The 14,661-nt window shown below is 55.4% G+C and carries 13 protein-coding genes; 2 read left to right on the forward strand and 11 right to left on the reverse strand.

Annotated elements, in window-relative coordinates; all coding sequences use genetic code 11:
- Positions 1–218: 218 nt before the first annotated feature.
- The 5 genes from ileS to IIY41_RS11685 all read right to left on the reverse strand — a co-directional run bounded on the left by ileS (position 219) and on the right by IIY41_RS11685 (position 6,951).
- Positions 219–3,338, reverse strand: coding sequence for an isoleucine--tRNA ligase (gene ileS, locus IIY41_RS11665; protein ID WP_287400853.1), 3,120 nt, complete (start codon positions 3,336–3,338; stop codon positions 219–221).
- 420 nt (positions 3,339–3,758) lie between these two features.
- A complete protein-coding gene (locus IIY41_RS11670) occupies positions 3,759–4,151 on the reverse strand; it encodes a heavy-metal-associated domain-containing protein (protein WP_040910280.1) in 393 nt (130 codons plus the stop codon).
- Positions 4,152–4,246: 95 nt separating this feature from the next.
- Positions 4,247–6,430, reverse strand: a complete 2,184-nt coding sequence (feoB, locus tag IIY41_RS11675) for a ferrous iron transport protein B (protein ID WP_155200994.1) — start codon at positions 6,428–6,430, stop codon at positions 4,247–4,249.
- A gap of 73 nt (positions 6,431–6,503) precedes the next feature.
- Complete coding sequence (locus IIY41_RS11680) at positions 6,504–6,725, reverse strand: FeoA family protein (RefSeq protein ID WP_009325825.1); 222 nt, start codon at positions 6,723–6,725, stop codon at positions 6,504–6,506.
- A gap of 13 nt (positions 6,726–6,738) precedes the next feature.
- Positions 6,739–6,951, reverse strand: coding sequence for a FeoA family protein (locus tag IIY41_RS11685; protein WP_040910281.1), 213 nt, complete (start codon positions 6,949–6,951; stop codon positions 6,739–6,741).
- A gap of 203 nt (positions 6,952–7,154) precedes the next feature.
- On the opposite strand from IIY41_RS11685, the gene IIY41_RS11690 reads away from it, so the two are divergent.
- Positions 7,155–7,541: a metal-dependent transcriptional regulator gene (locus IIY41_RS11690; protein ID WP_009325827.1), complete on the forward strand. Its 387-nt coding sequence runs from the start codon at positions 7,155–7,157 to the stop codon at positions 7,539–7,541.
- Positions 7,542–7,734: 193 nt separating this feature from the next.
- Complete coding sequence (eno, locus tag IIY41_RS11695; protein WP_055080851.1) at positions 7,735–9,015, forward strand: phosphopyruvate hydratase; 1,281 nt, start codon at positions 7,735–7,737, stop codon at positions 9,013–9,015.
- Between the two features lie 99 nt (positions 9,016–9,114).
- Here eno and rd read toward each other — a convergent pair whose 3' ends face one another.
- The 6 genes from rd to IIY41_RS11725 form a co-directional block, all read right to left on the reverse strand.
- The gene (rd, locus tag IIY41_RS11700; protein ID WP_009325829.1) at positions 9,115–9,273 is read right to left on the reverse strand and encodes a rubredoxin; all 159 of its coding nucleotides are present in this window, start codon (positions 9,271–9,273) and stop codon (positions 9,115–9,117) included.
- Positions 9,274–9,439: 166 nt separating this feature from the next.
- Complete coding sequence (gene rhaD / locus IIY41_RS11705; protein ID WP_055080852.1) at positions 9,440–10,264, reverse strand: rhamnulose-1-phosphate aldolase; 825 nt, start codon at positions 10,262–10,264, stop codon at positions 9,440–9,442.
- 5 nt (positions 10,265–10,269) lie between these two features.
- Entirely contained in the window at positions 10,270–11,517 is a 1,248-nt protein-coding gene (locus IIY41_RS11710) for an L-rhamnose isomerase (protein ID WP_055080853.1), read from the reverse strand.
- Positions 11,514–12,956 carry a rhamnulokinase gene (locus tag IIY41_RS11715; protein WP_287400850.1) on the reverse strand — a complete coding sequence of 481 codons (1,443 nt, stop codon included), beginning with the start codon at positions 12,954–12,956 and terminating at the stop codon, positions 11,514–11,516. Before IIY41_RS11715 ends, IIY41_RS11710 begins: the two co-directional genes overlap by 4 nt.
- A 136-nt stretch (positions 12,957–13,092) precedes the next feature.
- Positions 13,093–14,073, reverse strand: coding sequence for an AraC family transcriptional regulator (locus IIY41_RS11720; RefSeq protein ID WP_055080855.1), 981 nt, complete (start codon positions 14,071–14,073; stop codon positions 13,093–13,095).
- 98 nt (positions 14,074–14,171) lie between these two features.
- A complete protein-coding gene (locus tag IIY41_RS11725) occupies positions 14,172–14,405 on the reverse strand; it encodes a hypothetical protein (RefSeq protein WP_287400855.1) in 234 nt (77 codons plus the stop codon).
- Positions 14,406–14,661: the final 256 nt, after the last annotated feature.

Here is a 14,661-nt window from a genome sequence, read left to right on the forward strand (position 1 = left end):
CTCTCGTCCATTTCCCTCATGCGATACTTCCCGGAGCGTCCCCAAAGCCGGAACGCTTCAACTGTGCGGCACGTCAAAAAAGCAGGCCGGCACAAGATATTATTATAATATAAACGGCGCGATTGTACAAGTTGAAACGCAATTTTCCCTCCATTTTACGCAAAAAAGTTACAGCGCGCAACGCGCGCTGTAACTTTTCGGGGTGTTTTCTTTTAAAATCAGATGCGCTCCACGCCGAGTGTGACCGATTCTCCGTTGACGTCCCACTCCTTGGTGTAGCCTGCGAGGCTTCCTGTGCACACCGCATCCGCCAGAATATCGCCGCCTACCTGCGCGCTGTTTGCTGCGAGCAGCGCCTCGATCTTTCGGTTGCCGGAGGCATAGGCCCGGATATGGTCTTCCACATGAAAGCCCGCTTCCTTGCGCATGGTTTGGAATTTGCTCACAAGCTCACGCACAAAGCCCTCTTCGATGAGCGCTTCCGTCAGCTCCGTATCAATGGCCACCGTCACGCCGCCGTCCTCAACGGTGAAGTACCGGTCAGACTGCGTCATCTCGATGAGCAGGTCCTCCGGCGCCAGTTCAACGGCTCCCCCCTGCAGTTCCAGACGGAGCACGCCGTTTGCATCCAGTTCTTTTTTTGCTGCACTGCCGTCAAGCTCCATCAGCGCGGTGCGGATCTCGCCCAGGCGCTTGCCGTATTTGGGGCCCAGCGTCTTGAGCTGGGGCTTGAAGCTGTACGAGGTAAACGCGGAAACGTCCTGCGTGAAGGTCACGGCCTTGATGTTCAGCTCATCCTCGATGATCTCTTTGTAGAAATCTCCCAGCTCCTCCTCCGCTTTCACAAACATCTGCGCCAGAGGCTGGCGGTTCTTACGGTTTGAACCGTTGCGCGCCGCCCGGCCCAGCACCACGATTTTGAGCACAAGGTCCATATCCCGCTCCAGCTGCGCGTCGATGCGGCGCTCGTCCGCTTCGGGGAAACCGCACAAGTGAACGCTCTCCGGCGCGCCCTTATCCAGGCTGCGCAACAGATTTTGGTAGATGCTCTCCGCCATGAAAGGGATCATGGGCGCGGCAGCCTTGCTTGTGGTCACAAGAGCGGTGTACAGCGTCATATAGGCGTTGATCTTATCCTGCGGCATGTCTTTGCCCCAGAACCGTTCGCGGCTGCGGCGCACGTACCAGTTGCTCAGATCATCCACAAACTCCTGCAAGCTGCGCGCCGCCTCGGGAATGGCGTAAGCTGCCAGATTTTCATCCACGGATTTTACCATAGAGTTCATTTTGGACAAGATCCATTTGTCCATCACAGACAATTTGTCGTATTCCAGCGCATATTTCGTAGCGTCGAATGCATCGATGTTGGCATACAGCACATAGAATGCATAGGTGTTCCACAGCGTACCCATCAGCTTGCGCTGGCCTTCCTGCACGCCTTTGTCTGAAAAGCGTTTGGGCAGCCAAGGCGCCCCGTTCGTATAAAAATACCAGCGAATGGCGTCCGCGCCGTACTTCGCCAGCGCCTCGAACGGATCGACCGCGTTGCCCTTGGACTTAGACATCTTCTGGCCGTTTTCGTCCTGTACCAGCCCCGTGACAACAACATTCTTATAGGGCGCCTTGTTGAAAATCAGCGTGGAGATAGCCAGCAGCGAATAGAACCAGCCTCGGGTCTGATCCACGGATTCAGAAATAAAATCCGCCGGAAACTGCTGCTCGAACAACTCCTTGTTTTCAAAGGGATAATGGTGCTGTGCAAAAGGCATGGCGCCCGAATCGAACCAGCAGTCGATGACCTCGGGAACACGTTTCATCTGCTTGCCGCAGTGCGGGCACTTAATGGTGACCGCATCGATATACGGCCGGTGCAGCTCGATTTCGTCCGGGCAGTTATCGGACATGGATCTCAGTTCTTCGATGCTGCCGACAGAATGGCGGTGACCGCACTCGCATTCCCAAATATTCAGCGGCGTGCCCCAATAACGGTTGCGGCTGATACCCCAATCCTGCACGTTTTCCAGCCAGTCTCCAAAGCGACCCTTGCCGATGCTCTCCGGCACCCAGTTGACGGTATTATTGTTGCGGATGAGATCCTGCTTTACCTCCGTCATTTTGATGAACCAGGAATCGCGGGCATAGTAGATGAGCGGTGTGCCGCAGCGCCAGCAGTGCGGATAGCTATGCTCAAATACCGGCGCGCTGAACAGCAGGCCGCGCGTTTCCAGATCCCTGAGCACTTCCTTGTCCGCTTTTTTGCAGAACATACCCGCCCAAGGGGTTTCTTTGGTCATCTCGCCCTTTGCGTCCACAAGCTGCACCAGCGGCAGGCCGTATTTACGTCCCACATTCGCATCGTCCTCACCGAAAGCCGGCGCGATATGCACGATGCCCGTGCCGTCCGTCAGCGTGACGTAACCGTCACATACCACATACCAGCACTTTTCCTTCGGCTGTACGAATGCGAACAGCGGCTCGTATTCTTTATATTCCAGATCGCGTCCTGTATAGGCCTCCAACACCGTATAAGCGCCCTCGCCCAGTACGGTATCCGCCAGAGCCTCCGCCAGATAATAGACGGTGCCGTCCCCGTTCATGCGCACCTTGACATAACGCTCATCCGGGTGTACGCACAGTGCAACATTGGAAGGCAGCGTCCAGGGCGTGGTCGTCCACGCAAGGATGTAAGCGTCTTCATCCTTCACCTTGAATTTGGCGATGGCGGAGCGCTCCTTCACGTCCTTGTACCCTTGTGCCACTTCATGGCTGGACAGCGGCGTCCCGCATCGCGGGCAATAGGGCACGATTTTAAATCCCTTGTAAAGCAGGCCCTTTTCCCAAATGTTTTTCAGCGCCCACCACTCGGATTCAATGTAGGCGTTATCATAAGTGACATAAGGGTGCTCCATATCCGCCCAAAAACCAACCGTGTGAGAAAAATCCTCCCACATGCCCTTGTATTTCCAAACGCTCTCCTTACACCTCTGGATGAACGGCTCCAGGCCGTATTCCTCGATTTGTTCCTTGCCGTCCAGCCCCAGGAGCTTTTCCACCTCCAGCTCCACAGGCAGGCCGTGCGTGTCCCATCCTGCCTTACGGGGCACCATGCAGCCTTTCATCGCGTGATAACGCGGGATCATATCCTTAAAGGCGCGTGTTTCCACATGGCCGATATGGGGTTTTCCGTTGGCTGTCGGCGGGCCGTCATAAAATGTATATGTCCGGCCGTTTCTGCGCGAGTCGATGCTCTTTTCGAAGATCTGGTTGTCCTCCCAGAACTTCTCCACAGCCTTTTCCCGCTCGATAAAATTCAGATTTGCGGATACCTTGTCATACAACACGTCAAAATCCTCCTGCAGCAAGTTTGCTTTTTTATGAAACCACACACGACGGCGCTTACCGCATGCGTTCCTGCTTTTGAAACGTCTTTCACTGTCAAATACAAAAAAATGCCTCCGTCCTGCGAACAGGACGAAGACATTGCTTCGCGAACCACCTATTGCAGCGTACCAGCATACGCGCTTTCGATAACGGTGAAAAACCGGCATGGCTTACTAGCGGTTCAGCCTGCAGCTCCGGAGGGATATTCGGCAGAGTACTACTTGCACCGGGCTTCCACTCTCCCCGGTTCGCTTTGGCTTTTGCACGGTGCTTACTGTCTCCATCAGCGCCTTTTTCCTTGTACCTTTTATATATAGCACAAGCCCGCGAAAAAGTCAAACAAAACACACCGAAAATCTTTTGCGTGCAGCACCATGCTAGCCGGCGTGACGCGCGTCTTCGGCGCATTCCGCAGACAGCACCGTATAGCCGCCCGCCCGGACAGCTTCTTTCAACTGTCCCAGATCCGGCTTTTCCTTGCAGTGCACGTTTGCCCGCGCGCCGGCCACGTCCGCCTCAGCCCAGTATCCGTCCATGCGGTTGATGGCATTTTCCACACGGCGCGCGCAATTTGCACACACCATGCCGTCTATTTTCAGAACAGCATGATAGGGATAATGGCTCCTGTTCCGGTCCGCCACGCGCACCTTTTTTTCTGCCGGCTCCCGTTCGCCGCAGCAGCCGCCGCCCTGCCGCAGTTTCTTTGCATAGGAGCGGATACCGAAGCACACGCACAATGTCAGCAGAACCAAAACGACCGCAGTCATCATAACGAACCTCCTTTTCCAAAGCAAAGGCCGCCGCAGCGCACGTGCAGCGGCCTTTACGGGCACCCCGGAAGAACCGGAATCAAAACACGGCATCATCAAACATTGATCTTGCCGTTCAGCTTGCCGGAGGCTGCCCCACCGCGCTTATAATCCGCGTTGTATTGATTGGGGCGTACCAGCATGTAGATCAGGAATGCAAGAACCAACAGAGCGGCAACAGTGCCGGCCCCGAACGCAGTCTCGCCTGTGATAAGACCTCCCAACTGATAGGTGATGAGCGAAACAGCATAGGCAAACACACACATGTATCCGATGGCCGCGAGCGTCCATTTCCCGTTGTTCATTTCGCGCTTGATGGCGCCCATAGCGGCGAAGCACGGCGCACACAGCAAATTGAACAGCATAAAGCTGTATGCGGACAGCTGCGTATAATGCAGCGCGACGGCAGACCAGAGATTCGCGTCATCTTCCGCAACTTCTTCGCCCACATGAAACAGCACGCCGAAAGTCGACACCACGTTTTCCTTGGCAATCAGGCCTGTGACGGTAGCCACGGTGGACTGCCAATCACCAAAGCCAAGCGGCGCAAAGATGAAGGACACAGCGCTGCCGACAACAGCAAGCAGGCTGCTGTTGTTGTCCTCCACCATGCCAAAGGAGCCGTCCGTAAAGCCAAAGCCCTGCAGAAACCACAATACAACGGAGGAAGCAAGAATGATGGTGCCTGCGCGTTTAATGAAGCTCCAGCCACGCTCCCATGTGGCATGCAGCACGTTTTTCGCACTTGGCACATGATAAGCGGGCAGTTCCATGACAAAGGGCGCCGGTTCGCCCGCGAAAGGCTTTGTTTTCTTCAGCATAATGCCGCTGATAACAATAGCTGCCACACCAATGAAGTATGCACTTACAGCCACAAGGCCGCTGCCGCCGAACAACGCTCCCGCAAACAGGCCGATGATGGGCATTTTCGCACCGCACGGGATAAAGCAGGTGGTCATAATGGTCATCTTGCGGTCGCGGTCATTTTCAATGGTGCGGGACGCCATAACACCCGGCACGCCGCAGCCGGAGCCGATGAGCATTGGGATGAAACTCTTTCCCGAGAGGCCGAATTTGCGGAAAACACGGTCCAGAATAAATGCAATGCGGGCCATGTAACCGATGTCCTCCAGAACGGAGAGCATCAGGAACAGTACAAGCATCTGAGGCACAAAGCCCAGCACCGCGCCCACACCGCCGATGATGCCGTCGACGATAAGGCCCGTGAGCCAGCCGGCCACGCCCCAGCCCTCCAACAGCGCGGCCGCTCCGCCCTGCAGCCATTCAGCGGCAAATACATCGTTTGTCCAGTCCGTCAAAAAGCTGCCGAACGGTCCCATGGCGATCCAATAGACCAGATACATGACTACGGCAAAAATCGGTAGCGCCAGAACGCGGTTTGTTACGATACGGTCGATCTTGTCGGAAGCCGTCATGCTGTGTCTGGCCGCCTTCTTTTTCACACAGTGGTCTACAACCTTGCTGATGTATGCATAACGCTGGTTTGTGATGATGCTTTCCGCATCGTCGTCCAGCTCTTTTTCGCAGTCTTTGATATGTGTCTCCAAATGCGTCATCAGACGGCTGCCGAGGTCCAGCTCCGCAGCCACTTTTTCATCGCGCTCAAAAAGCTTGATAGCGTACCAGCGCAGGTTCTGCGCATCCACTTTGTCGGAGATGGATTCTTCGATGTGGGCAATGGCATGCTCCACACTTCCCGTAAACACATGGGGCTGCTCATTGGCCGCGCGGCCCGAGGCGATGGCGATGGCTTTTTCCGCAACCGCCATACTGCCCTCGCCCTTCAAGGCGCTCGTTTCCATCACCGCGCATCCAAGCTCTGCGCCCAGCTTCGCGAGGTCGATTTTGTCTCCGTTTTTGCGCACGATATCAATCATATTCACCGCGATGACCACAGGGATACCCAGCTCCAGCAGCTGTGTGGTAAGGTAAAGATTGCGCTCCACGTTGGTGCCGTCCACAATGTTGATGATCGCATCCGGTTTTTCTTTCACCAGAAATCCGCGAGCGACCACTTCCTCCAGAGTATAGGGGCTGAGGGAATAAATGCCGGGCAGATCCTGGATGACGACATCCTTATGCCCTTTCAACCGGCCTTCCTTTTTTTCCACGGTAACGCCAGGCCAGTTGCCAACGTACTGATTTGACCCTGTCAGGTCATTGAACATGGTTGTCTTGCCGCAGTTCGGGTTTCCGGCAAGCGCAATGGTGATACTCATTTCTCTGCCTCCTCTTATTCATGAGCCGCCAGCAGTTGTTAGCTTACACTAACCCCTTTGCAGAAACGGACACTCATTCAACCTCGATCATTTCCGCATCAGCCTTGCGTACGCTCAGTTCATATCCGCGCACGTTTAGCTCCATCGGATCACCCAGCGGGGCTACCTTGCGCACATGCAGGTCAACGCCTCTGGTGATTCCCATGTCCATGATACGCCGCTTTACCGGGCCCTCGCCGTACAGTTTTTTCACCCTTACGGTCTCTCCCACCTTTGCGTCCTTCAGTGTTTTCATTTCGGTTCCTCCTTTAAATCATCACACGGTTCGCCAATGTTCTGTCCAGCGCGATACGGCTTTCCTTCACCTGAAGAATCAGATTTCCCGCAATCTCGCTCACCACCGTGACAGAACCGTCTACTACGAATCCCAACTCCGCCAGATGCTGACGCACTTCGTCCTTGCCGGTAATTTTTCGAATCGTCACCGTTTCGCCCGGTTTTGCCATCGTCAAAGGCATCACTCCCCTTGCCTCCTTCCCAAACGCTGTTCAAGCGCAAAAGTTAGTTTTAACTAACCTCTTTCAACAGCATGAAGTTTACCACGACTAACCAAAGTTGTCAATAGCTAACCCCATAATTTTGCTCCATTTTTCCCGAACTTGCTAAAAGTTCGGGATTATGCTACTCTTTAATTATCAATAATGTGTCAAAGGGAGGCACACGCATGCAGATCCATGAATCATCCGAGGATTATTTGGAAAGCATTTTAATGTTAAAAGAGCGCAAAGGCTTCGTGCGCTCCATTGATATTGCGAACGAGCTGGATTATACCAAAGCGAGTGTCAGCATCGCCATGAAAAAGCTCCGGGAAAACGGCTATATCGAAGTGGATGCTGAAGGTTTTATCACCCTCACACCCGCGGGCCACAAAATTGCAGCCCGAATTTACGGCCGCCACAAGCTGCTGACGGAATTCTTTGTCCGCCTGGGCGTGAGCCAGGAGACCGCTGCGGCAGACGCCTGCAAAGTTGAGCATGACCTGAGCGAGGAAACTTTTGAAAAACTGCTGCTCCATGCACAGAAAAACTCCGAGGACCCAGGTACACGCTGAACAGACTGTGTATATCCTGTTGGGCAGCGGCAGATACCTGCCGCCGCCTTTTCTGCTCCCTGCCGGAATATTGCCCCAATTTTTTTGATATGCGCCAAATTCCCCTTGAATCATTCATACTTATCAGGTATACTTAAAATAGTTAGCATATGCTAATCGTTTTATTGAGACATTATGGAAAGGGAGCGCTTTTATGAGCTTAATGATTCAAAGCATTCACGGACGCGAAATTATTGATTCCCGGGGAAACCCCACGGTTGAGGCGGTCGTCCTTTTGCAAAACGGCGTCAGCGGCACAGCTGCCGTCCCCAGCGGCGCTTCGACCGGACAATTTGAAGCTTTGGAGCTGCGCGATGCAGACCCCGCCCGTTTCGGCGGAAAGGGCGTGCTGCGCGCTGTGAAAAATATCAACACTGAAATATGCGCCGCACTGACTGGCATGGACGCTTCCCATACCGGGGCGATCGACACGGCCATGCTTCGCCTGGACGGTACGCCGGACAAATCCCGGCTTGGCGCAAACGCGATTTTGGCGGTTTCTCTCGCCAGTGCCCGGGCCGCGGCAAACGCGCTGGGCCTTCCCCTGTACCGGTTTTTGGGCGGCGTCAGCGCCGATGTACTTCCTGTACCGATGATGAACATTCTCAACGGCGGCGCGCACGCAGCCAATAATATCGATGTACAGGAATTCATGATCATGCCGGTAGGCGCGCCCAGTTTTCACGAGGGGCTTCGTTGGTGCACCGAGGTGTTCCACAAACTGGCCGCGATTCTGAAAGCGGAAGGGCACTCCACCGCTGTCGGCGACGAAGGCGGCTACGCGCCGAATCTTGAGAGCGACGAAGAAGCCATCCAATATCTGCTGCGCGCCATTGAGGCTGCTGGTTACCGCCCCGGCGAGGATTTTGTACTGGCTATGGACGCAGCCTCCAGCGAATGGAAAGATGAAAACGGCTATTTCCTGCCAAAGAAAAAAACGCACTTCACCACAGATGAACTGATCGATCACTGGAAAGCTCTGTGCGAAAAATATCCCATCCGGTCGATTGAGGACGCGTTGGATGAAGAGGACTGGGACGGGTGGAAAAAGCTCACGGAGGTGCTGGGGAGCCAGGTGCAGTTGGTGGGAGACGACTTTTTTGTCACCAACACGCAGCGTCTTCAGAAAGGCATCGACCGGAAATGCGGGAATTCTATCCTTATTAAACTGAATCAGATCGGTACTCTGACAGAGACCATGCAGGCTGTCAAGCTGGCGAAACGCGCCGGCTATACAGCCATCGTCTCTCATCGCTCCGGCGAGACAGAGGATACCACCATCGCGGACCTTTCCGTAGCATTGAATGCCGGCCAGATCAAAACAGGCGCACCCAGCCGCACCGAACGCGTGGCCAAATACAACCAGCTGCTGCGCATCGAAGAAGAACTTGGCTCCGGCGCCAGATATTTGGGACGGGGCTGCTTTGCAAAATAGTTCCCGATCACAGCAGCGCGTTTCCCTGTATGTAAGTATGTAAAAATGCCCTCCGGCGGACTACTCTGCCGGAGGGCATTTATTCAGTTGCTTCAAAAATCAGGCTTCTTCAAACTGATCTTTGCCCACGCCGCAAACAGGGCAGACCCAGTCTTCGGGAACATCCTCCCACTTGGTGCCCGGCTCCACGCCGTTATCGGGGTCGCCAGCCGCCTCATCGTAGATGTACCCGCAAACAGTGCAGACATATTTCTTCATTGCAGCAAAACCTCCATTTATTTCTTCTTTCTGTCCGGCATTCCAAGGCACAAAAGCAAAATTGGAAATATATGCCTTTTCAGCCTGATGTCATTATAGCACGCAGGCTTGCAGGACGCAAGCGAATTTTTTGCGCAGCACAGACAGCCGTTTTTTACGCACAGGCTCAGTCAAGAAACGCCTCGTTAAGCGTAACACCGAATTCTCCTGCGATGGCGCGCAGATTGTCGTCCGAGATGGTCTGACATATTTTCCCCTGCCCTGCGCTTTGTGCCAGAACCCATATCTGTGCCGCCTTTTCAATGGTATGCATCAAGCCGAAGGTGGTATCAAAATCCGGGCCGGAACAAAACAAACCGTGATGCGCCCATACCGCTGCGTCGTACTGTTTCATTAATTCCGACGTAGCTATGGCGATGTCTGCGCCGCCCGGCACCATCCAGGGTACGACGCCCACACCGCCCGGGAAAACCACCGGGCATTCTGTAGCGCTCTGCCACAAGGCACGGGTGAAATCCCGCGCCGTCAGCGGCAGGACATATGTCATAGCGATCAGGTTCGGCGTGTGGGCATGATAAATAACACGGTATACCCCCTCCGTCGCGGCCGCACGCACGCTGTGGTTCATAAAGTGGCTCGGGAATTCGCTGGTCGGCTTTGCGCCGTCTTCCAGGCCCCATACGATACGCCAGGCTCCGCCTGCGCTGTCGATCTCTACGATACCGATATTATGTGCCGGGTCCAACGCGACGTTGCGGAAATACTTGCCGCTGCCCGTGGTGAGAAAGTATTCCCCCGCCAGGTTCTTCCCCGTTACACCCATGCTCACCCATTCTCCCGCCGTTCGGAAGTAAGGACGGCACTGCTCTACCTCCTCCGGCCGCATGCGGTAGGTCAGATTTCCGCCGTTACGCTCGTGCCAGCCCTGCTCCCAACCGTCCGTGCACATGCGGATATAGTCCTGCACGATTTTTACATCCAAAATTCCCATTGCTGTTACCCTCTTCTGCTTAAAACTTCTTTTTCGTACTGTGTCACCGCGGCATACCAATCTCCGTCTGCGGGCACGCCCTGCCGGCGGCAGTATTCTGCCCAGACGTCACCGAAGGGAAGCGTCTTCGCTTCTTCCATCAGCACCATTTTCTCTGTGAAGTTCGCCCCGTCCTGCAGCTGCCTGAGCTTTTCATCCGGCTGCAGCAGAGCAAACAACAGCGCCTTCTGCGCGCTGCGCGTGCCCACCACCCAGGCTGCCACACGGTTGATGGAGGCATCGAAGAAATCAAGACCGATAAGCACCCGGTCCAGCGCGTCGTTGCGCACGACCTCTTTCATGATTTCCCGTGTTTCATCGTCGAACAGCACCACATGGTCCGAATCCCAGCGAACCGGGCGCGTAACATGCAGCGGCACCTTGTCAAAGAAGCACAGCATGGCCGGGATCTTGTCGCTTATGAGTTCCGTGGGATGGTAATGGCCCGCATCCAGCAGATTATACACACCCGGGTGTGTGGCTGCATACGCCGTGTAAAACTCATTGGAGCCTACGGTCATGCTTTCCAGCCCGATGCCGAACACCTTGCTCTCTACACAGTCTATGACGTTGGGGCACGGCTCTGCAAACACCTCGTCCAGCGCCGCCTTCAGGCGCAGCCGCGGGCCCATGCGGTCCGCCGGAATATCCTTGAAGCCGTCCGGCACCCATACATTGTTGAGCACCTGATCCCCCAGCTCTTCGCCGATACGCTGTGCAATGCGCCGGCTGGCCTTGCAGTGGTCGATCCAGAAACGGCGCACCGCCTCGTCCGGATGAGACAGCGTCAGCCCGTCCTTCACCATGGGGTGCGAAAAGCAGGTCGGGTTAAAATCGATCCCCAAGCTGTTTTCTTTCGCAAAATCCACCCACGGAACAAAGTATTTGTATTCCAGCCTGTCGCGGTCCACCCACTCCCCTTCCGGGAACACGGCATAGCTCGCATGCAGGTTGATGCGTTTTTTGCCCGGGATAAGGCCGGCAGCTTTCAGGAAATCGGCTTTCAGCTCTTCAAAATTACGGGCTTTGCCGGGGTAGTTGCCTGTTGTCTGGATGCCATCGCCAGCCTTACCATCCTTCTGGTCGAAGCCCGCCACGTCGTCTCCCTGCCAGCAGTGGATGGAAATGGCTTTCTCCGCCAGCCGTGCCAGCGCGCGTTCCACATCAACGCCGAAGCGCCTGTAACAGGCTTTTGCGTTCTCATAATCATTCATGGTGTTACCTCCTTGATATCAAAGCTTTGTCGGATCGCCGCCCTGGCAGCCTCCAAGTCATCAAACTCACCCGCTGCGATGAACTGTGCCATCAGGTTTCCCAACGCCGTCCCCTCCGTGGGCCCGGCGAACACCGGAAGACCTGTGGTCCGTGCCGTCAGCTCATTCAGATAACCGTCCTTGCTGCCGCCGCCCACAATGTTGATACTGGTATATACTTTTCCCGTCAGCGCGGACAGCTCCCGAACAGCGCCCGCATATCCGGCGGCCAGGCTGACATATACACATTGCATCAGCTCGCCGACGGTTTGCGGCACCGACTGTCCGGTCTGTACGCAAAATTGCTTCACCGCATCGGTCATACTCTCCGGTGCAAGGAAGCTGCTGTCATTGACGTCAACCCGGGACGTAAAATCCGCACATCCGCGCGCCTCCGCCTCCAGCTCCGCATAACTCCACTGCCGCTGTGCCGCCGTTTTTTTTGAACCCTCCACATAAGAAACGCCGTTCAACTCGCGCCGGATGGACTGGATCATCCAAAGGCCCATGATATTTTTCAGATAACGGTAGCGGTACCTGTAACCGCCTTCATTCGTAAAATTGGCCAGCATACTCGCCTCGCCGGTAATGGGGGCTTCGTTTTCCACGCCCAGCAGGCTCCAGGTTCCGCTGGAAATATACACCGCGTTTTCATCCCGGGCCGGCACGGCCAGAAATGCACTGCCGGTATCATGCGTAGCAGGCAGCAGCACGTCGCAGTCGAACCCAACTGCGCCCTGCACCTCCCCGGTAAAGCGCCCCACCCGTGCGCCCGGCAAATTCAGCGGACCAAAGATGCGCCGGGGCAGCCCCAGCGCTGCAATGACCGTGTCGTCCCAACCCCTGGTATAAGCGTTCACCAGCGCGGTGGACGTTGCGTTCGTATATTCGTTCAGCATATTGCCTGTGAGCAGATAATTGAAATATTCCGGTATCATCAGCAGACGGCTGGCAGCGGCCAGCTGTTCCGGGTGCTCACGCTGCAAAGCCGTCAGCTGATACGCGGTATTGAACACCTGCTTCTGGATACCCGTGCGGGCGTACAGCTCCGGGAACGGCAGGCCACGTTCCGCCTGTTCCATCGCGCCTTTCGTGCGTTTGTCCCGATACGCCACGGCGTCGCTCACAGGCCTGCCGTCGGCTCCCATCAGCACAAAATCCACGGCCCAGGTGTCTATACCCATGGTTTCGGGAACCTTATTTACAGCCTTGCACGCGCGCAGTCCCTCCAGAATGCTTTGCCACAGCTGTTCCGTATTCCAGCAGTCATGCCCGTTTTTCCGCACCTGAATGTTATCGAAGCGGTAGATCTCCTCCAGCATCATGCAGCCTTTCTCCACATGGCCCAAAATATGGCGCCCGGAGGATGCGCCGATGTCGATGGCAAGATGATATTTCACATGATCCCTCCTGCTCGTTCTGCCCGGTTCGGGTGTTCCGGCACGGCTCTGCCGTGCTCTTCTTTCATTATACTGCACAGGCGAAAACAAAATAAGGACGCGGTTTTCAAAATAACCGCGTCCTTATTTCGCATATTCATGTTGCATTTTCTGTTTTCCACAATTCTGACCGGTATTCCTTGGGGCTTTTGCCATACCGCCGCCGGAACACACGGTGGAAATAGCTGGTGTTGTCATACCCGACCTCAGCGCAGACCTCCTGTATGGTGAGCCGCGTCTCCCGCAGCAGACGCGCCGCTTTGTCCAGCCGCTTGTGCAGCAGAAGCTCCTTGAAGGTGCTTCCCGTGGCACGCTTCACTTCCGCACTCAGATAAGGCAGACCCACATGAAATGCAGCCGCCACATCGGTGAGGCTCGCCGCACGGTAGTTCTCTTCGATTTCCCGCAGCGCGGCCTCCACCATCGGGCTGCGGATGCTGCCGTTCCGGGACATGTCAATGCATTCCGTATAATGCATCAGCTGCAGCAGCAAAAGCCCCATCGTCACCTGATTGATACGCCGGGCACCCGGCTGGCGGTTCACCAACGTCCACACCATATTCTCCACAAGATTCTGCACCGGCAGCACCTCCCGCACCCGAAAATGCAGATAGCTGACGGCAGCCCCTCCGGTGTACAGTTCCCCCAGTAAAAAACGCGAAAGAACATTGTCCATCCCCGCCATATTGAACGCCTCGTCAAAGAACTGGGGCAGCACAATAAAATTGACGGCGATATCGCCCGCGTCCGCCCGCTGGATGGCATGGCTCGCGTGCCGGTTCAGGAACAAAAGCTCCCCGGCCTCCAGCGTCACAAGCGCATCCCCGTCGATGCGGTGCACCGTTTTTCCACGGCACATATACATGATCTCCACATAATTGTGGCTGTGCCTCGGAAACGGTGCGAAGCGCGTATGGGGGCGGATGGACATCAGCTTTCCCTTCCCCAGCATCTTTGCCGCATCCACCTCAAACGCACGGCCCGAGGCGTACAGCGCCCGGTCCACACCACGGCCCTGCAGCAGCTCCCGTTCTTCCTCAGTGATCTGCGCCAGACGCTGCAGCAGGACTGCATCCATTCGTATCACTCCCCGCGCATCCTGAATCGTCAGCTTTTCTTTATCATACAGGGTAAGAACGGCAGATGCAAGACCAGCCTGTGGAAATCTGCCGCGATTCAATCCCTGGTGCCTGCATCAGCCTGCGCTTCTTCATCCTCTTTCTGCGCAGCATTTTCCGCCTTTTCCAGAAAAGCATCCACGAATCTGTCCTCTATCTTTTTGTAGGCCAACACCGTCCCTTGTTCAATTTTCCTGTAAAGGCCAACAACCTTGCGCGCGAGCGCCGGTGTTTTTAATCTGTATTCGGGCATTTCCCATCTTCCTTTCTTACCGCATGGCGCGCAGTTCATCCACAAGCTCCGACAGCTGCTCCGGCGAAAACGTACTGCCGAGCATCATCGAAAGCCCTATCAGGCCCATAAATAAATCTTTCTTTCTGATGTGCATTTTCTTTCCTCTTTTCTTTTCGCAAATTGCAAGTGTAAGTTGGACACCTGCACGGTAGAACTTAGTGAATCAGAGCGTCGGTCAGGATGGAAGCCGCTGGCTTCCGTCCTGGGCGATGCTGCCGCAGCCTTCGGCTGCGTAAACAGAGTCGAGGAACTC

The organism is Ruthenibacterium sp., assembly GCF_017421385.1.
Taxonomy (GTDB): Bacteria; Bacillota; Clostridia; order Oscillospirales; family Ruminococcaceae; genus Ruthenibacterium; species Ruthenibacterium lactatiformans.

What these genes read in the sequence shown, in the direction of transcription:
- rd (WP_009325829.1), bottom strand. Translation starts at nt 9,273, where the DNA reads ATGAAGAAATATGTCTGCACTGTTTGCGGGTACATCTACGATGAGGCG.
- IIY41_RS11710 (WP_055080853.1), bottom strand. Translation starts at nt 11,517, where the DNA reads ATGAATGATTATGAGAACGCAAAAGCCTGTTACAGGCGCTTCGGCGTT.
- IIY41_RS11680 (WP_009325825.1), bottom strand. Translation starts at nt 6,725, where the DNA reads ATGAAAACACTGAAGGACGCAAAGGTGGGAGAGACCGTAAGGGTGAAA.
- IIY41_RS11720 (WP_055080855.1), bottom strand. Translation starts at nt 14,073, where the DNA reads ATGGATGCAGTCCTGCTGCAGCGTCTGGCGCAGATCACTGAGGAAGAA.
- rhaD (WP_055080852.1), bottom strand. Translation starts at nt 10,264, where the DNA reads ATGGGAATTTTGGATGTAAAAATCGTGCAGGACTATATCCGCATGTGC.
- eno (WP_055080851.1), top strand. Translation starts at nt 7,735, where the DNA reads ATGAGCTTAATGATTCAAAGCATTCACGGACGCGAAATTATTGATTCC.
- IIY41_RS11690 (WP_009325827.1), top strand. Translation starts at nt 7,155, where the DNA reads ATGCAGATCCATGAATCATCCGAGGATTATTTGGAAAGCATTTTAATG.
- IIY41_RS11670 (WP_040910280.1), bottom strand. Translation starts at nt 4,151, where the DNA reads ATGATGACTGCGGTCGTTTTGGTTCTGCTGACATTGTGCGTGTGCTTC.
- IIY41_RS11725 (WP_287400855.1), bottom strand. Translation starts at nt 14,405, where the DNA reads ATGAACTGCGCGCCATGCGGTAAGAAAGGAAGATGGGAAATGCCCGAA.
- feoB (WP_155200994.1), bottom strand. Translation starts at nt 6,430, where the DNA reads ATGAGTATCACCATTGCGCTTGCCGGAAACCCGAACTGCGGCAAGACA.